We start from the raw sequence: 18,863 nt of genomic DNA on the forward strand, positions 1-18,863 counted from the left end.
AGCATGCTTAAGAAACTTAATCGAAAAAATGTCAGCGCGTCTGTAACCCTGCCTGTGAAAATTCTGCAATTCGGAGAAGGAAATTTTTTACGGGCGTTTGTCGACTGGATGGTTGATTTACTAAATGAAAAAGCAAACTTCAATGCAGCGGTGCAAGTTATTCAGCCCATCAGCAAAGGCATGGCGCAAGCCTTAAACGATCAGGATGGTTTGTATCACGTAGTGTTAAAAGGAATTCAACAAGGAAATACTTTTTCCGAAACACGGCTAATCACGTGCATCGCTGGGGCCATCAATCCTTATGAAAACTACGATGCTTTTTTAAAGACTTCCGAAAACCCTGATCTTAAATTCATTATTTCTAACACTACTGAAGCCGGCATTACTTTTAGTTCGAACGATGTTAACGCCACTTTGTTAGCAGAAACTTTTCCGGGTAAAGTAACACAGCTTCTCCATCATCGTTTCAAGTTTTTTAAAGGCGACAAACATAAAGGACTAATCTTTCTTCCTTGTGAACTGATCGAACAAAATGGCAGCACATTAAAGAAAGCCATCCAGAATTATTGCGAACTATGGAAACTTTCAGATGACTTTTTTACTTGGGTAGAAAATGCAAATATATTTTGTAATACACTGGTGGATAGAATTGTTCCTGGATTTCCTAAAGATACCATTGGTGAAATTCAAGCGTCCCTCGGATTTGAAGATAACCTCGTAGTTCAGGCAGAACCGTTTCACCTTTGGGTTATTGAAGGTCCCTCCTCCGTCGAAGAACATTTTCCAACAGCAAAAGCGGGACTCGAAGTAAAATTTGTGAATGAGTTAGCACCATACCGTACCCGAAAAGTAAGGATTTTGAACGGAGCTCATACAACCCTCGTCCCGGTGGCTTACTTCGCCGGGTTCAGAACCGTAAAAGAATCGATCGATGACCCATCCATCGGTACGTATATACGCAATTCCATTTTCAATGAAATAATACCCACACTGGATTTGCCTGCCGATGAACTGAAGCAATTTGCCAATGATGTCATTGAACGCTTCCAAAATCCGTTCATCAGACACGAGCTTTTAAGCATTGCCTTGAATTCAATTTCAAAATATAAAGTGCGCGTACTGCCTTCGGTGTTGGAGTACAAGAAAAGAACAGGTAAGCTGCCTGAAAATCTACTGTACTCGCTCGCGGCCCTTATCCGTTTTTATAAAGGCGAATGGCAAGGTAATATCATACCTTTAAATGACGCTCCAGATATTTTAGAGTTCTTCAAAACGGCATGGCAACATCAGGCCATCGATGCTACCGCGCAAGCCGTTTTGGCAAATGAAGCTTTCTGGGCACAAGATCTAAACCAAATTGATGGCCTGACCGAGCGTGTTGCTCATGCATTGATTCAAATCGAAAAGTTGAATCCTGTAGAATAAAAACAAGGAATTTATTACCTTTTGCTTATGAAAACATAAGCGGGAGTAGCTCAGTTGGTAGAGCATCAGCTTCCCAAGCTGAGGGTCGCGAGTTCGAGCCTCGTTTCCCGCTCATAATCGGTATTGGTAAAGGAATTCTATTTCATGTAACAAATTCCTCCATAAAGAACCCACACATTGATCACTTCTTAAGACTTTTGCTACATCCGCGCTAGATGCTGTGCGGTGTTGTTACTTCATAAAACATGAAGCAGCTACCAGGATGTTGCGCATGCAACTGAAACCAAAACAATCATTAATACGATGAAGGCTATACCTGTTGCTATATTGATTTTGCTTTTCGGAAATGTTTCTTATTCCCAAGCCATCCATGCCGTTACCGACAATGGAGAAGAGGTGATCCTAAATGACAATGGTACCTGGAAATATTTAAATGACAGCACACTGCTTGGCTCAAAAGAAATACCCACGAACGACACAAAATTCGACAAGGCTAAAAATTCAACGTTCCTTGTTAAGAGTACCAAGCTAAAGATTGGCGTTTGGCTTAACACAAAAAAATGGAAATTCGGTAAAGCTGTAAACAACGACGCGGCTGAATATGAATTCAGCAACCTGAACGAGGATATGTATGGAATGATTATCACAGAAAAACTGGAAATCCCCGTTGAGACACTAAAACTTGCCGCAATACAAAACGCAAGAACCGTTGCACCGGATATTCAAATTGCCAAAGAAGAATATCGAAATGTTAACGGGACAAAAGTTTTAATGATGGAAATGCGGGGGACTTTTCAGGGAATCAAAGTAGTATACTTTGGGTACTACCTGACAAACAGTTCAGGGTCGACGCAATTTCTGACCTATACTGCAGCAAACCTCTTCAATGAGTATTCTACTGAGATGGAAGAATTGTTGAATGGGCTTGTTATCTTAAATTAAACGCCAGCTACAAACTTTCTCTTCCCGATCATCAGCCGGGATGTTTTTCAACACATACAACTCGAGAAATACTTGGCGTCAATTAAAATAGCTTGATGATATCATTTGCAAAAATGAATACCATCAGCGCTAGCAAGAATACCATCCCGACTTTTTGTGCGTTTTCTAAAAACTTATCGGAAGGTTTGCGTCTTGAGATAATTTCGTAGCTCAAGAACATCACATGGCCACCATCCAATGCTGGAATCGGTAGTAAATTCATGAATGCTAACATCAGGGAGAGTACACCTGTAAGTGACCAAAACCGCGACCAATCCCATTCATTTCCAAAAACCTGCATGATACCAATAGGTCCTGATAATGATTCTTGCGGAGATATCGCGCCCGTTACAACCCGGCTTAAGGCTTTCACTTGAACCGCTAGCGTTGAAAATGCTTTTTCGGTCCCTTTCGGGATGGATTCACCGAATCCATACGTAATTTTCTTTTCGGCCTTATCTATGAAGGGTTTTGGGTCCGCATAAAAGCCAATACTCTTCTCGTTTCGGAAATATTCTTTGAATGTCAGTACTTCGCCTCCACGTTCAATCTTCAGTAACAAGGAATCCGATTTTGCTGAAGCCGAATCGTTCTTCATTGCTTTCACGGTACTTATTACTTCATCATTGTATTGGATAGGCTGACCGTTAATTTCAACAACTTTATCGCCCACCTTTAGAATCTTGCTAGCGATAGTTCCTTTTTCAATTTCGCCGACGATGGGAGCAAACCTGGGAGCAATAAAACTCCGCGCACTGCTTTTTTTGTTGAATTTCTCTATAAAATCAGCTGGTATAGCAATTTCAATTAATTGACCGTTGCGGTCAACAGTATAGGTGCCGTTGGTGCTTAGCAGTGTAGCCGGAGTTAGAATGTCTTCATAGTATTCAAAATCCTGCCCGTTAATTTTTATGATTTTATCCCCCGTCTTCAGGCCCAGGCTTTCACCCACAGGTCCAACCTGATAACCACCATTTTCATTAACAGCATCTTTAAGGATGTAGCTCTCGCCATAGACATAGGTAATTCCTATAAAAATCAAAATACCGACAATGACGTTTACGAATATCCCACCTAACATCACGATCAATCTTTGCCAAGCCGGTTTCGCCCGAAATTCCCATGGCTGCGGTGCCAACTTCATTGCTTCGGTGTCAAGCGATTCGTCGATCATGCCGGAGATTTTAACATAACCGCCCAAAGGAATGGCGCTCAGCGCATATTCGGTTTCGCCTTTTTTAAAAGAGAACAATTTTGGTGGGAAGCCAATCGAAAATTGTTCGACGCGCATCCCGAAATATTTAGCTGCCAACAAATGACCAAATTCGTGTACCGCTACTAAAAAAGAGAGACTCAGTAAGAGCTGAGCCAACATTACCATCCAATCCATTCCTTGTTTTCCGTTATTCGTTTATTCGTTCAGTGTCTATAAGAGCTATTAGCTTTTAACTTTTATCATTTCCAGTGCTCTAATCCTGGTTTCTTTGTCAGTGTATACGTAATCCTCGTACGAGGGACTCCCTATATAATCCATTTTCTCCAGGCATTGTTCCACCAGCTGCGACATTTCCAAAAATCCGATCCTTTCCTTCAGAAATTCGGCTACTGCGACTTCATTCGCGGCATTTAACACGCAAGGCATATTTCCGCTCCTTTCAAGGGCCTCAAAAGCCAGCGCAAGATTACGAAAAGTTTCTGTATCTGGCTGCTCAAAAGTCAATGCCGGGTAATCCGCGATATTAAACCGAGGAAAGTCAGATTTAAGCCGCTGTGGATAACTCATAGCAAATTGTATGGGCAAACGCATATCGGGCAGACCAAGTTGCGCCTTCATTGACCCATCTTCAAATTGAACAAAAGAGTGGATTATTGACTGAGGGTGGACAACGACCTCTACTTGATCCTTTTTGAGGCCAAACAACCATTTGGCCTCAATCACTTCGAGGCCTTTATTCATGAGCGTGGCGGAGTCAATTGTAATTTTCGCCCCCATGTTCCAATTTGGATGCTTTAAAGCTTGTGCCTTTGTAACATCTCGTAATTCTTCCCTTTTCTTTCCACGGAAGGGTCCCCCCGATGCAGTAAGGATTATTTTTTCAATTTTATTATGGAACTCACCCACAATGCACTGAAAAATCGCGGAGTGCTCTGAATCAACAGGATAAATATTAATTCCTTTTTGTCGGGCTAAGTTTGTAATCAGTTCTCCTGCCACTACCAGCGTCTCTTTATTGGCAAGTGCAATATTTTTTCCGGCTTCAATGGCATTAATCGTTGGCCGCAGGCCGCAGTAGCCTACCAGCGCCGTTAGCACGAGATCTATGGTATCCATCGTGACAATGGAACTTAAGGCATTTTCACCAGCGTAGACTTTTATATCCTCACTAAACAATTCCTTCTTTACAAAATCGTAGTGCGTGTCGTTAGCGATCACAACAGCATTGGGTTTGTGCAGTTTCGCTTGTTCGACCAAGAGGGTGGCGTTATTTTGCGCAGTCAAGACCTCGACTTCAAAAACGTCAGGATGCGAGGTAATGACATCCAGTGCTTGTTGTCCAATGGAGCCCGTTGATCCTAAGATTGCAATTCGTTTTTTCAAGATGTTTGCAGTGCTTTACGATATTATACGCCGGCGTTTGAATTCGAGGAAGGAAAGCCTATGCGTGATGATTAATTTCATCTTTAATAGCAATGTTAAGATTGGGACGTAAAATTAAGTAATTCATCAGCAATTTTTCGGTCGTTTGACAATCGGGGAACCTTATTCTGTCCACCTAGTTTGCCCTTTGATTTCATATAGTCGATAAAAGCGCCTTTCCGCAGCGCATGAATCTTAAGTTTACGCAGTATGTTTCCTTTTATCAAATCGTCGTAATAAACATTCAAGCTACGCAAAGAGTTGTCCAATTCGACGGAAAATGCCTCAAAGTTTGCAGGTGGATTAGCAAACTCAATAAACCATTCGTGATGGGGAAGTCCTTCTTTCGGCGTTACCTTCGGCGCAACTGTAAATTCTACTAAATCCGCTTCGGGGAATTTTTCCCTTGCTGCTTTCATTGCCTTTTCGACTTCTTCACCAATCACGTGTTCGCCAAAAGCTGAAATAAAATGTTTAATTCTTCCCGTAACGATGAGTCTATACGGATCTTTTGAAACGAATTTTACGGTATCACCAATCGAATATCCCCACAAACCAGCATTGCTGTTGATGATTAATGCATAATTTTTATTGAGTTGAACTTCTTCCAAATTAAGGCGTTTCGGACTTGCATTAAAGTATTCTTCCGTTGGAATAAATTCAAAAAATATTCCGCTGTTCACCAGCAGCAGCAACCCTTGGTCTACTTGCGAATCTTGATATGCGATGAACCCTTCGGAGGCGGGATACGTTTCAATCGAATCGATTTTCATCCCAATTGTATCGAACAATTTGGCACGATAAGGTTCAAAGTTGACGCCACCATAAACGAACAAAGAAAAATCCGGAAACACATCTTTAATTTTTTTTCCCGTGCGCGCCTGAATTCGATCGAAATACATTTGCGCCCAGGGAGGAATTCCGGAAATCAATGTCATATTTGATTGCAGCGTCTCATCGATGATTTTTTCTAGTTTCTCTTCCCAATCCTCAATACAATTGGTGGTGTACGAAGGCTTCTGATTGGATCGAAGATACTGTGGGACATGGTGGTTAACAATTCCTGAAAGTCGCCCCGTCTTTATCCCAGCTTTCTCGCTTAACTCCGGACTACCAGAAAGAAAAATCAGCCCTCCATCTAAAAAAGATGCCTTCCCCGTTTCATGAACATAGTTAAGCAAAGCATTTCTTGCACTGTTGATATGGTTAGGAATGGAATCGGGGGTAATGGGAATATATTTTGTGCCTGACGTAGTTCCTGAGGTTTTCGCCAGGTATTCGGGTTTGCCCTTCCATAATACATCGGCTTTACCTTCCAGAACCTGGCTGATATAAGGTTTTAGATCCTCATAATCGCGAACCGGTACATTTTTTTTGAAATCGCTGTAATTTTTGATGGCTTGGAAATCATGATCAAGCCCAAAAATCGTCGACTTTGCCTGTTGGATCAATTCATTAAAAATTCGATCCTGATACCGAAAAGGTTCATGTGACCATTCCCTCGTCTGCGACGAGATATAAGCAGCAAATGGCTTAGCAAGGAAAGAGCGGATACCCATAACATGCAAAACTAAGAAAATTGAATCATTGCAGCCGCTTGGTAAACTTCTTAGTTTTAGGGACGTTTTTAACGCAATACAACTTTTCGGTTTCTAGATACATCAAGGGCTGAGTTCAAAAAATTTATTTTTGCATTATGAAATTTACGTTGAAGATAATTGTTATCGGGTTCATTGCCGGCTTTTGCGGCGCATACACTTTTTATCATTATGTAATTAAGTCCTCATTGAAGGCTTTGGAGCAGGAAAACCAATTTCAACCGGTTAATTATTCTACTGGAGGCAACTTGCCGGCATACTCGAACACATCAACATCATCTAGCGAAGTAGTTGCAGCTGTAGATTTCAGCGAGGCTGCAGCGAAGGCGACCCAAAGTGTGGTTTTCATCAATAGCATTTCGCAAGGGGCAACAATTACCTACTGGGATTGGTTTTTTGGCGAAGGTACAGCAGGCGGCAGAACGCAAGTGAGCAGTGGCTCAGGCGTTATTTTTTCGGATGACGGATACATTATCACCAATAACCATGTGATTGAGTCAGCTGAACGCATTGAAGTAACTTACAATAAACGTATTTATACCGCTGATTTAGTGGGAACCAATCCATCAACGGATTTGGCAGTGATTAAGATTAATGAAACGAATCTACCTGCCATTGCTTTGGGGAGTTCAAAAACCGTTCAAGTTGGTGAGTGGGTTATCGCGGTAGGAAATCCTTTCTCTTTGTCGTCTACCGTTACCGCAGGAATAGTTAGCGCAAAAGGAAGACGTATCGGAATTCTACAAGATAAATTTCCAATTGAATCTTTTATTCAAACTGATGCTGCCATCAACCCTGGTAACTCGGGTGGAGCGCTTGTAAATAAAAGTGGAGAACTTGTGGGAATTAACTCTGCTATATTAAGCCGAACTGGTTCTTATACGGGGTATGCTTTCGCGGTGCCTGTCGATATTGTACGAAAAGTGTTTGAAGACCTAAAGAAATATGGCGTCGTTCAGCAAAGTTTTGTTGGTGGTTCCGTGGTGGAATACAATTATGAGAATGCTAAAAAGTACGATCTTAACACCAACGTTAAAAATTTCAATGGCGTATTGCTTGAAAGTGTTGAGCGAGAAGGGCCGGTTATGAAAGCTGGATTAAAACCTGGCGACGTCATTACAAAAATCAACAACACGGAAGTAAATACGCAAAGCGCCTTCGAAGAAGAATTAAGTTATCACTACCCGGGCGACAAAATTACGATTTCTTATCTGCGTGATGGTAAATTACAGACAGCCCCATTGACGCTGGTGAATCTCAACGGGACGACAGAAATTATCAAAAGAAATATCTATAGCAATGAAGCATTAGGCGCACAATTGGAGGCCACGCAGTATGGCGTTAAAGTTTTCAGAATAAAGGAAAACAGCGTTTTGAAACGAATTGGAGTTCCTGAGAACTTCACGATCATCGCTATTAATCGCGAACGTGTTAAAGAACCCGAAGAAGTTGTCAACTTCTTTTCAAAATTTAAAGGCAGAGGATATCTCTATGGAATTAACAGTTCAAAGCAACAGGTGGAGATACCGTTTATTGTAAGATAAGGTAGGCTTGGCGTTTCCTTGATTAAGGCGAAGCGAGGTGGTACTTCTCTTATAAATGGAGTTTTTATATTCTGACACTGGCTCATTTACCCGCCTGAAGGAATAAATTCAAAAAGCCGAGCTCTAACCCTCTATTAACTCACTCTGAGTTTTAATTTCTTTCCCAAATCATCCACTGTCGCTTTAAAGTTGGGGTCCGTTTTCATCATGTCTTCAACGGATTCAAGCGCATGAATAACAGTGCTATGATCGCGTCCACCAAAATTTTCGCCAATTAGTGCGAGTGTTAATTGGGTATAGCGCTTGCAGAAGTACATGGCAACCTGACGCGGAATAACGATCTCACGTTTTTTTACTTTTCCTTTCATGGCATCCAAATCTACCTTGAAAGAGTCTGCAACAGTCTTTTGAATGAAATCAACGCTAACGTCAGACTGGATTTCCTTAATAATATTTTTAAGCACCTCTTTTGCTAATTCGAGGTCGATTTCTTTTTTAAGAAGCGTCGCATGGAAGATCAAAGAGTTGAGCACACCTTCCATGTCACGTAGATTAGTGTCTACGCTATATGCGAGGTATTCAGACACTTCAGTCGGGATTTGTATGCCATCAGCCAGCATTTTCCTGTTGATGATCGCCAACTTGGTTTCAAAATCTGGTTCTTGCAGATCTGCTGTAAGTCCCCACTTAAAACGAGAAAGCAATCTTTCCTGGAAACCTTTCATATCCCTCGGAGGACAATCACTGGTCATGATAATTTGTTTCCCAGATTGGTGCAGCTGATTGAATATATGAAAAAACATTTCCTGTGTTTTTTCACGACCTGCCAAAAACTGAACATCATCGAGGATCAACAGATCAACTTGCTGATAAAAATTTTGAAAGTCCTGGAGTTTGTGGTTTTGAAGTGCGTTCAAAAATTGATTTGTGAAATCGCTTTGATCTACATATAACACGACCTTATTAGGCATGTTGTTTTTAATTTCATTCCCAATGGCTTGCACAAGATGCGTTTTACCCACACCCACTCCGCCGTACAGCATTAAGGGATTGAACGATGTAACACCAGGTTTCTTCGCTACAGCGACACCTGCTGACCTTGCAAGCCGGTTACAATCTCCTTCTACAAAATTATCGAAACTGTAAGCAGAATTGAGTCTGGAATTAATCGTCTGCGGATTTAATGCGCGAATTGAAAAAGGTGAGTACTCGTCTGCTGTAAAGGCTCCACTTCCAACCCCGCTCCTTCTGTTTCCTGCGCCATTAACAGGATAATTAACAGAAACAGCTGGCGTTTGCTGATTCCCACTATCCACTACAACAGAATATTCAAGTCGGCCTGTAGGCCCTAGTACGGTATGAATGGCACGCTTTAGAACTGGTACGTAATTATCCTCAAGCCATTCGTAGAAAAATTGCGAAGGAACCTGTATAGTAAGAACATCGCCTTCTACGCGTAAAGGGCTGATAGGCTTAAACCAGGTATTATAGTTTTCCTCCCCTACGTTTTCACGAATTACTTCAAGACAATCATTCCATACTGTTCCACAGCTAACTTCCATTTGATCTGTAATCTTTTTTTGATTTTATGCTCCTATTGAGAAAGGGAGACAAAGATGTAAAAAAAGAGATAAAGAAAACAAGCCGGCAGGTCCTTGATTTTTCAGAAAAAAAAATCATAGTGAAATTTTAAAATTAAAACGCAAGCCTGTTGCCAAAACTTGTTTAAAATTGATAGAAATTATTTTTAGACATGCCAGAACCATCAATTCATCACATTCTACGTGAATCTTTTTCTCAGGGAGGCAAGGAAGAGTGGCTTCGCACGGCTTTGCAAGAGCTTACAGAAAAAAAAACAATAGATAATTTAAGTTGGAAAGTTGACGGACTCAACTTTTATCCCTATTACGATGAAGAAGATTTAAAATCTCTGGGATATTTAAAAAACTTCCAGGTCAAATCTCACGACAGCGCTTTAGAAAAAAATGCCTGGGGAAGTGTTTCACGAGTATTTGTGAAAGACGAAGATGAAGCCAATGCGCTCGCATTGAGAAACCTGACAGCTGGAGCTGATGGAATCTTATTTGACGTAACAGGTCACGAGGATTTCGATATCGATGTCTTGTTGAACAAAATACATTGGCCATTTTGTTCATTATCTTTTTCCACATCGAATGGGGCTAAACTTTTTTCGAAACTTACCTCCCATGCCAGAAAAAAAAACTACACCCTGTCAGCGTTGAAAGGATCAATATATCATTCAACAAAAGTTGAAGTGCGAACGATCAATTTTCAAGCGCTGGAAAATTACTACGCGTTAGGAATCGTTATACAACCTTCATCTCCAACTCAGGAAATTTCACAGGGTCTGGAAAAGGCGGCATTATTAATGGATTCATTAACCAACCAGGGTATGGCAAAAGAAAATGTATTCAGCGCGATCAGTTTATCATTAACAAGTGACGACAATTTTTTTGTTACTATCGCTAAACTTAAAGCTATGCGACTTTTATGGTATCAATTGTCGCAGGCTTTTGAAATTTCATCTTATACGCCTGACAAATTACATCTACATGTTACTGCTGAAAAATGGAGTTCAGAAAATTTTCAGCCCCATGGAAACATATTGAAAAATACGGCACATGCGCTGGCGTCAATATTGGGTGGATGTAACTCGCTAACATTATGCCCCGAAGATGATCTTAACGATACCCTAAACAGAATAGGGATAAATGTTAGTAACATCCTTAAAGAGGAGTGCCATCTTGATAAAGTTTTCGATCCGCTGGCAGGCGCTTATGTTATCGAAAATATGGTGCACCAGTTTTCGCAATCCGCGTGGAATGATTTTCAAAATAAAATGCGCGCATGAAGCCAGACTTTTCAACCATACGTTTCAATCAATTTACGCCTCCAATACCGGAGGTACGGAAGAAAAATATATGGACTAGTGCAGAGAAAATTGCTATTCATAGTTTCTACACAAAGGAAGATAATCTCAATTTCAATTTAGGATTCAATGCCGGAACACCGCCCTACCTTCGGGGACCTTATGCTACGATGTATGCTTCCCGGCCTTGGACGATCAGGCAGTACGCGGGTTTTTCAACGGCCAGGGAATCCAATGTCTTTTATAGAAAAAATTTAGCAGCGGGACAACGGGGACTCTCCGTTGCCTTTGATCTACCTACGCATAGGGGCTACGATTCAGATCATCCACGGGTGGCAGGTGATGTTGGAAAAGCTGGTGTTGCGATCGATTCTGTACTTGACATGAAAATGCTTTTCGATCAAATTCCGTTGGATAAAATGTCAGTGTCTATGACCATGAATGGCGCTGTGATTCCTGTCCTAGCATTTTACATTGTTGCTGCTGAAGAGCAAGGCGTGTCTCCTGCACAACTCAGTGGTACAATCCAAAATGATATCCTGAAAGAGTTTATGGTGCGAAACACCTACATCTATCCTCCGGAAGAATCCATGCGAATTGTAGCAGACATTTTCGCATACACTTCGAAGTTCATGCCCAAATTCAACTCCATCAGCATTAGTGGTTATCATATGCATGAGGCTGGGGCACCTGCAGATTTAGAGTTAGCCTATACGTTGGCAGATGGATTGGAGTACATTCGTGCCGGATTAAAAGCAGGAATCGCTATTGATGACTTTGCCCCGCGGCTTTCATTTTTCTGGGGCATTGGGATGAATTTTTTTATGGAGATCGCAAAGATGCGTGCAGCGCGCGTTTTGTGGTCTCAAATGGTTAAGCAATTCAATCCTGGTAATCCCAAGTCAATGGCTTTACGCGTGCACTGCCAAACTTCCGGATGGAGTCTCACTGCGCAGGATCCATATAACAACGTTACCCGTACCTGCATTGAAGCTTTGGCCGCCGTCTTCGGTGGGACTCAATCGCTCCATACCAATTCACTCGATGAGGCAATCGCATTGCCTACTGATTTTTCAGCGCGTATAGCCCGGAATACGCAGCTTTATATTGAGCAGCTTACCGGCATTCCTAAAGTCGTCGATCCGTTCGGAGGTTCTCATTACCTGGAAAATCTAACGGGACAGCTAACAGAAAAATCCTGGGAGTTGATCCAGGAAGTAGAAGTACTTGGCGGCATGACAAAAGCAATTCAAAGTGGTCTTCCTAAACTGCGCATCGAAGCAGCTGCCGCAGCAAAACAAGCTCGAATTGATTCGGGCGAAGATGTAATTGTTGGAGTGAATAAATATAAAGTCAATGAAGCTCCCGACTTCGAAATATTAGAGGTTGATAACTCGATGGTGCGAAACGAACAAATTGAGCGATTAAAAAAGTTAAAGGCAGAACGAAATCGAGAAGACGTTGAACAAGCACTGCATGCATTAACAGAGGCCGCCAAAAATTCTAAAGCCAATTTGCTGGAGGTGGCGATACACGCAGCAAGGAAACGCGCTACCTTAGGAGAAATATCCAGTGCGCTGGAGTCTGTATTTGGGCGGTACAAAGCCACAAGCCAAATCATTTCAGGTATTTATTCGAAAGAAATGAAAGATCAAAACGAAATCGAAGAGGTAAGAAAACTATCAGACCAGTTTGCAAAATTAGATGGACGACGTCCCCGCATCCTTGTAGCCAAAATCGGTCAGGATGGTCATGATCGCGGGGCAAAGGTTATTGCTACAAGTTTTGCGGATTTTGGTTTTGATGTTGATATCGGTCCACTGTTCCAGACACCGGCAGAGGTTGCTATGCAGGCAGCAGAAAATGATGTACACATTGTTGGTATCTCAAGTTTGGCAGGTGGCCATAAAACATTGATACCGGAACTGATTGAATCTCTAAAGCAAATTAAAAGAGAAGATATCATGGTTGTAGCAGGTGGCGTCATTCCGCCGCAAGATTACGATTTTCTTCGCAAGCATGGTGTAGCATTTATATTTGGCCCGGGGACAATCATTACGCATGCTGCAAAAGAAATCTTAATGAAATTGATGGACGTGCCCTAAAAATGAGGAGGTATACAAGTTCCGACGTTGTGACATCCCTGGAAACTGCTATTGCCTCAAATTTCTTACACTTACCATTAGCGATCATTCGGGATAAATCTTTCTAATTCATTAGATTAGTCCTACATCATAAACCCGAAGTCATGAAAACCGCCAGGCCACTTGCCTTAGTGTTGCTTATTATTGCTATTCAGCCTTCATTTTCGCAAAACAAAAAATTTGATAAAAGCCTCAGGAAATTAGACTCATATTATGCTGAAGGAAACTTCCCCAAGGCGCTTGGTGCGCTCGACAAGTTACGGAAGACCATCGTTGCAAAAATGGGTCAAAAAAATCCGTATGTGCCCGCCCTGTACATAAGAGAGGCCCGCATCAATCTTGCCTCAGGTTTGCTGAAAGATTTTGATAAAACCTTGGATAACGCATTGCTGAGCAGTGCTAGTATTTACGGTGACAACAGCACAAGTTATGCATCCACGCTGATCGATGTTGCCGCCATCTATAATGAATTTGGAAATCATCGTGTCAGCCGCGAATATGTAGACCGCGCACGTGATCTTCTCGCTAACACAAATCAATTAACGGAAATTTTAAAATCCCGCATCGCTTTAGTAGAAGCAGACGCGATGACGGGACAAGGCTTTAGCAATGACGCGATCACACTGCTTCGCAGCGTCGAAAGCTATTTCGCAGGCCGGGCAGTCGAGAAAGAAACCTTAGTAGAAGGAGCAAATATCAAAACGCAGCGTGTTCCTTTCGAAGAGCTGGCACCTCGCTTTACTGACTATGCAAAGTTACTCATGCTCATTTCAAATGCCTATGCAAAAAAAGGAAATCTGATCTCAGCAGATTCTGCTTTTAAAGCAACGCAGACATGGATTAGAAAAAATCAACGCTTTATGGGTGAGACAACGCTAACCCTGGTGCAAAACAATTTTCTGTACGCACAAATGCTCGTAGACAATGGAAATGAGGATCGCGAGAAAGAACTTCAGTACGATAACATCTTGAGCGACTATAAGAAAAGAGCAACACCCACCAATACGTTAGGTCATGAAATCTACCTGGCTTATTTACACCAATTGCTGGAAGTTGGCGATAAGAATAAATATCTAAGCGTAAAACAGGAATATGAAAAAATTATCGACAACTATTTTACACGCTCAAGTTTAGTTCATATCAATTTACAGGCTGTTGAATTTGATTCGAAACTCGAAAAAGATAAAACCAAAGATATTGAGAAGGATGCATTGGCAATTCTTAAATCAGAAACGCTGCCTAAAAATTATAGAACCACCGAACGGATTCTGAAATTTTTACATGATATATCTCAAAAACAGAGAAAATATGAAAATGCTGAAAAGTACCTTTCGCAATTGGCTGAAATCAGGAAAGAGTTGTATGGTGAGACATCTCCCGAATATCACCTGGCACGAATACGTTTGGCAGGCTATTACCTTGATTATACAAACAAAATTGAAGAAGCCGGAAAAATATTTGATGAGAGTTACATCAAATTTGTTTCGAAGCAAATAGGGCCTTGGCATAAAGATCATCTCGAAATTCTTAACCATCTCGCTACACTTTATGAGTATACAGATAAGTATGCACTTGCATCTGCGACGCTGGATCAAGCGTCTGATGTTGCCCGATCAAAATTCAGCGATAAAGACCCTGATTATGGAATTGAGCTTGATCGGATTGCACAACTCCAGATTAAACTCGGACAATATGAACGTGCTGAGCAGAATATTGAAAAATCGTTGAAGATTTTAGAAGAGTATCGGAAAGGTGACAAACGTATTGAAGATTATGTACATGTAATTGAGACGCAAGCGAAATTGTTCGGCGTGAAAGGTTTGTTTGACGAGGCACAGGACAACCTTAGCAAATCGGCGAAGTTGATAGCGAAAGCCGAGATATTGGTAGGAAGTGATCTATCGGCAGCGGAGGAACTCACTTCGTTGTTTATCCAGCTTGGCCGTTACTCGGATGCAAGCAAGCTATTGCAAATACAAATTCCGGAATATGAAAAATTATATGGAAAAAATTCACTTCGACTGATAGAGCCGCTTGTTAATAAGGGAAGAATTTTCCTGGCGAAAGGTGACTATACTGAAGCGGAGCGAACTACTTTACGGGCCAATCAAATAGCAACATCCATTTATGGCAGCATTTCTACTAAGACAGCTCCAACGCAAATCCTATTAAGCGATCTTAATTATACGCTTGGAGACTATGATAAAGCAGAATTAAACGCAACGAATGCGATAACGAGTCAGGAAAAACAATTTGGAAGAAATCACATAGAGGTTGCAAAATCACTCGCACAACTTGGACTTATCAAATTCTACAAAGGAGACAGCCGGGCTGAAGTTGAAAAGTTAATGTTGGAAGCGCGTGATATCATTGCTACAAAACTTGGGAAGGATAATCCTCAATATGCAGAAGTACTCAAAAATGTGGCAGTGGTTTATATCTCAGAAAAAAAATTCGAGATCGCATTTAACTCTCTGACCACTGCGGAAAGCATTTGGCGGGCAAAGACCGGTACAAAGTACAATATCAACGCAGCGAGTATTTACACTTTGACAGGCGATGTGTATTATCAGCTAAAAAACTACAAAAAGGCTGAGGAGTTTTACAATCAATCGAAAGATCTGTATGAAAAATTCTTCAGCATTTCACATCCGGAATATGTAAAGGTTCTTTCAAAACTCAGCAAAGTCCATTACATGCAGAAAGATTACAAACGCTCAAAACGTTTGATTGAAGAATCGCTCACTAACTACGAAAGCTTCATTAAACAATTTTTTCCTGCATTAAGCGAACGTGAAAAAGCCAAATACTGGAATACCATTAAAACAGATTTCGAGTTTTACAATACACTTGCCTTTAGCAACCTGGATGACTTCAAGGATCTGGCCGGAAAAATTTACGATTATCAATTACTAACAAAAGCTTTATTGCTCAGTTCGTCAATTAAAATTCGGGAACGAATCCTTAACAGTACGGATGTTGCACTTAAAGAACAGTATAATACCTGGCTTCAAAAGAAAGAGCTGTTAACCGTAGCGCTTTCCATGAGCCCGGCCCAACTTACAGAAAACAATATTGAGCCGGCTTCGCTACAGCAGGAAGTCGAACAACTTGAAAAGAATCTCAGCCAACGGTCAGAACTTTTTGGTCAAAGTTTTGAAACAAAACGCATGACCTTTGAAGATGTTAAAAAATCATTGAAAGAAAATGAGGTTGCCATCGAGATGGTGCGCTACCGACATTTCAATCACGATTTTACCGATTCGGTTATTTATGCAGCGCTCTATTTAAAACCCAAAACAAACAAACCAAAATCGATCCTTTTGAAGGACGGAAAAAAAATGGAAACCCGTTTCTTTAAATATTATCGCAACGCCATTACAGGACGAATACCAGATGACGTTTCATATAACATCTTCTGGAAACCAATTCAGGATGAAATTGGGCAGGCATCTACAATTTATTTATCCGCCGATGGCATCTATAACCAAATTAACCTTGAGGCTATACCAACGCCTGACGGAAGATATGTGATTGATAATGCAAACATTGTGTTGGTGAGTAACACGAAAGACATGTATATCAGAAAGATTTCAACAAGATTAAGTCTTCCTGAAAATACAGCGTCCATGTTTGGCAATCCAACCTTCTATTTAACTGCTTCTGCAAACAAGAGTTTGTCTGCATTGCCAGGAACGGAAAAGGAAGTGAACCAAGTTCAGTTTATGCTGAAACAAAAAGGATGGCTTACGGCTGAGTTCGTTGAAACCTCAGCTTCGGAGGAAAACATAAAAGAAATAAACAGTCCCAAAATTTTCCATATTGCGACACATGGGTTTTATCGCCCAACCGCCCAAATCACTTTGGAAGACGGGTTACGCGCAAATGATGCCACGCTAAATCAAAACCCTTTGATGCGCACAGGACTACTCTTAAAAGGTGCGGGCGATCTGATGGAAAAAACCGAATACAATTACAACATGGAGAACGGGATTCTCACCGCATACGAGGCAATGAATCTGAATCTTGATAAAACAGATCTCGTTGTATTAAGCGCGTGCGAAACGGGCTTAGGAGATCTTGAAGCAGGCGAAGGCGTTTATGGATTACAACGTGCATTTCTTGTTGCAGGAGCAAAAGTTCTCATCATGAGTATGTTTAAAGTAGACGATGAAGCAACTCAAAAATTAATGTTAATCTTCTATCAGAAGTGGTTGAATTCAGGAAATCTCCGTCAAAGTTTTATCGATGCAAAGAAAGAATTAAGAGTAAACTACCCTGATCCAATTTATTGGGGAGCCTTTATCATGATAGGATTGGATTAAAGTTCTTCCTCGTTCAACGGCCAGGGAGAAAATTCATAGCCGCCGTCTTTTAAAAAATTCGGATAAAGCTGGAGGTGCTTTTGTTTTACTTCTTCAAAAATCATCTGCTTCAACGCAATGATATTTTCATTTGAAGTAGCTGAAACAAAGATTACTTTTTCGTACCCCATTTCACGATAATAGCCTTTCATTTCTTCCATATTAAAATCATGTCCCTGCTTTTTATATAGGTCGATTTTATTCAGAATCAATATCGTTGGAATGTTGGCAGCTCCGATTTCCTGTAGCGTTTTAGAAACAACTTCAATTTGATTGTCATGATATGGATGCGCAAGGTCAACCACATGAAGCAAAAGATCAGCTTCGCGTACTTCATCCAGGGTAGATTTAAAAGACTCAATCAAATGATGTGGTAGTTTTCGAATGAATCCGACTGTATCTGAAAGCAAAAAGGGTATGTTTCCAAAAGTCACTTTTCTAACTGTGGCATCGACTGTCGCAAAAAGTTTATTTTCAGCGAGAACACCCGAGCCTGACAGCAAATTCATCAAAGTAGATTTTCCAACGTTGGTATATCCAACAAGTGCCACCCTTACAACGTTGCCCCTAGACTTCCGTTGGGTGATTCGTTGTTTTTCAATTTTCTTTAACTTCTCTTTGAGAATATCGATCTGATTGCGGATGTTTCTTCGGTCAGTTTCCAATTCTCTTTCACCGGAACCACCCCGCGTTCCTGTTCCTCCACGCTGCCTTTCAAGGTGAGTCCACATCCGGGTTAACCTGGGCAGTAAGTATTGATTTCTTGCTAATTCGACTTGCGTTTTCGCTTGGGCAGTTTGCGCGCGCCATAAAAAAATGTCGAGGATCAGCAAGCTTCGGTCATAGATTCGAACTGTTGGTCCTTCGGAATCCTGAGGATTGAATTCTTTTTCAAGATTCCGGAGTTGCGAAGGTGATAAATCATCATCAAAAATTACATTGGTGACTTTATTTGCTGTTACAAAATCAAGTATCTCGCTAAGCTTACCCTTTCCGACAAAAAAGCGTGCATCCGGATGTGTAAGATTTTGTACGAATTGTTCAATAGTGTATATACCAACTGTCTCTGCGAGGAAAGACAGCTCATCTAAATGCTCTTGCGTTTCAGCCGCATCCCGGGGGTTGCCTATGGCGATTAGGATTGCTTTGTTATCTTGTTGACCCATTATGTGACAATGTCTTTAAAGTAGTTTTTTCAAACATAATGCATATTTTTTTAATGTTTTCACATAGTTACATTTTACTACCCATTTGTATCTACACCTGAGAAAAACATAAG

At 41.1% G+C, this 18,863-nt stretch carries 11 protein-coding genes and 1 tRNA gene; 7 read left to right on the forward strand and 5 right to left on the reverse strand.

Going from position 1 to position 18,863, the window contains the following annotated elements:
- Window positions 1-3 precede the first annotated feature (3 nt).
- The 3 genes from P2W71_RS00800 (at window position 4) to P2W71_RS00810 (ending at window position 2,367) form a co-directional block, all read left to right on the forward strand.
- On the forward strand, window positions 4-1,425 hold the full coding sequence (locus tag P2W71_RS00800) for a tagaturonate reductase (protein WP_276365747.1): 1,422 nt from the start codon (window positions 4-6) through the stop codon (window positions 1,423-1,425).
- A gap of 39 nt (window positions 1,426-1,464) precedes the next feature.
- Window positions 1,465-1,537 (forward strand) — tRNA-Gly (locus P2W71_RS00805).
- Window positions 1,538-1,728: 191 nt separating this feature from the next.
- Window positions 1,729-2,367 carry a hypothetical protein gene (locus P2W71_RS00810; RefSeq protein WP_276365750.1) on the forward strand — a complete coding sequence of 213 codons (639 nt, stop codon included), beginning with the start codon at window positions 1,729-1,731 and terminating at the stop codon, window positions 2,365-2,367.
- A gap of 82 nt (window positions 2,368-2,449) precedes the next feature.
- Here the strand turns inward: P2W71_RS00810 and rseP are convergent, their stop codons facing one another.
- The 3 genes from rseP to P2W71_RS00825 all read right to left on the reverse strand — a co-directional run bounded on the left by rseP (window position 2,450) and on the right by P2W71_RS00825 (window position 6,603).
- Entirely contained in the window at window positions 2,450-3,796 is a 1,347-nt protein-coding gene (gene rseP / locus P2W71_RS00815; RefSeq protein ID WP_276365752.1) for an RIP metalloprotease RseP, read from the reverse strand.
- Between the two features lie 48 nt (window positions 3,797-3,844).
- Complete coding sequence (locus P2W71_RS00820) at window positions 3,845-5,005, reverse strand: 1-deoxy-D-xylulose-5-phosphate reductoisomerase (protein WP_276365755.1); 1,161 nt, start codon at window positions 5,003-5,005, stop codon at window positions 3,845-3,847.
- A gap of 95 nt (window positions 5,006-5,100) precedes the next feature.
- On the reverse strand, window positions 5,101-6,603 hold the full coding sequence (locus tag P2W71_RS00825) for a GH3 auxin-responsive promoter family protein (protein ID WP_276365758.1): 1,503 nt from the start codon (window positions 6,601-6,603) through the stop codon (window positions 5,101-5,103).
- A gap of 137 nt (window positions 6,604-6,740) precedes the next feature.
- On the opposite strand from P2W71_RS00825, the gene P2W71_RS00830 reads away from it, so the two are divergent.
- Entirely contained in the window at window positions 6,741-8,186 is a 1,446-nt protein-coding gene (locus tag P2W71_RS00830) for a trypsin-like peptidase domain-containing protein (protein ID WP_276365761.1), read from the forward strand.
- Window positions 8,187-8,320: 134 nt separating this feature from the next.
- On the opposite strand, the gene dnaA is transcribed toward P2W71_RS00830, so the two are convergent.
- A complete protein-coding gene (gene dnaA, locus P2W71_RS00835; RefSeq protein ID WP_276365764.1) occupies window positions 8,321-9,748 on the reverse strand; it encodes a chromosomal replication initiator protein DnaA in 1,428 nt (475 codons plus the stop codon).
- Between the two features lie 191 nt (window positions 9,749-9,939).
- On the opposite strand from dnaA, the gene P2W71_RS00840 reads away from it, so the two are divergent.
- The 3 genes from P2W71_RS00840 to P2W71_RS00850 all read left to right on the forward strand — a co-directional run bounded on the left by P2W71_RS00840 (window position 9,940) and on the right by P2W71_RS00850 (window position 17,545).
- Entirely contained in the window at window positions 9,940-11,058 is a 1,119-nt protein-coding gene (locus P2W71_RS00840; RefSeq protein WP_276365767.1) for a methylmalonyl-CoA mutase family protein, read from the forward strand.
- Window positions 11,055-13,181, forward strand: a complete 2,127-nt coding sequence (gene scpA / locus P2W71_RS00845) for a methylmalonyl-CoA mutase (RefSeq protein WP_276365769.1) — start codon at window positions 11,055-11,057, stop codon at window positions 13,179-13,181. Before P2W71_RS00840 ends, scpA begins: the two co-directional genes overlap by 4 nt.
- Before the next feature lie 143 nt (window positions 13,182-13,324).
- Complete coding sequence (locus P2W71_RS00850; protein WP_276365772.1) at window positions 13,325-17,545, forward strand: CHAT domain-containing protein; 4,221 nt, start codon at window positions 13,325-13,327, stop codon at window positions 17,543-17,545.
- Here P2W71_RS00850 and hflX read toward each other — a convergent pair.
- The gene (gene hflX / locus P2W71_RS00855) at window positions 17,542-18,750 is read right to left on the reverse strand and encodes a GTPase HflX (RefSeq protein WP_276365774.1); all 1,209 of its coding nucleotides are present in this window, start codon (window positions 18,748-18,750) and stop codon (window positions 17,542-17,544) included. The two genes, P2W71_RS00850 and hflX, sit on opposite strands and share 4 nt — an antisense overlap.
- Between the last annotated feature and the right edge of the window lie 113 nt (window positions 18,751-18,863).

It is taken from the genome of Chryseolinea sp. H1M3-3 (assembly GCF_029360725.1).
GTDB lineage: Bacteria > Bacteroidota > Bacteroidia > Cytophagales > Cyclobacteriaceae > Chryseolinea.

Excerpts from the sequence above, each read along its gene's own strand:
- P2W71_RS00800 (WP_276365747.1), top strand. The coding sequence starts at position 4 with ATGCTTAAGAAACTTAATCGAAAAAATGTCAGCGCGTCTGTAACCCTG.
- P2W71_RS00810 (WP_276365750.1), top strand. The coding sequence starts at position 1,729 with ATGAAGGCTATACCTGTTGCTATATTGATTTTGCTTTTCGGAAATGTT.
- rseP (WP_276365752.1), bottom strand. The coding sequence starts at position 3,796 with ATGGATTGGATGGTAATGTTGGCTCAGCTCTTACTGAGTCTCTCTTTT.
- P2W71_RS00825 (WP_276365758.1), bottom strand. The coding sequence starts at position 6,603 with ATGGGTATCCGCTCTTTCCTTGCTAAGCCATTTGCTGCTTATATCTCG.
- P2W71_RS00830 (WP_276365761.1), top strand. The coding sequence starts at position 6,741 with ATGAAATTTACGTTGAAGATAATTGTTATCGGGTTCATTGCCGGCTTT.
- dnaA (WP_276365764.1), bottom strand. The coding sequence starts at position 9,748 with ATGGAAGTTAGCTGTGGAACAGTATGGAATGATTGTCTTGAAGTAATT.
- P2W71_RS00840 (WP_276365767.1), top strand. The coding sequence starts at position 9,940 with ATGCCAGAACCATCAATTCATCACATTCTACGTGAATCTTTTTCTCAG.
- scpA (WP_276365769.1), top strand. The coding sequence starts at position 11,055 with ATGAAGCCAGACTTTTCAACCATACGTTTCAATCAATTTACGCCTCCA.
- P2W71_RS00850 (WP_276365772.1), top strand. The coding sequence starts at position 13,325 with ATGAAAACCGCCAGGCCACTTGCCTTAGTGTTGCTTATTATTGCTATT.
- hflX (WP_276365774.1), bottom strand. The coding sequence starts at position 18,750 with ATGGGTCAACAAGATAACAAAGCAATCCTAATCGCCATAGGCAACCCC.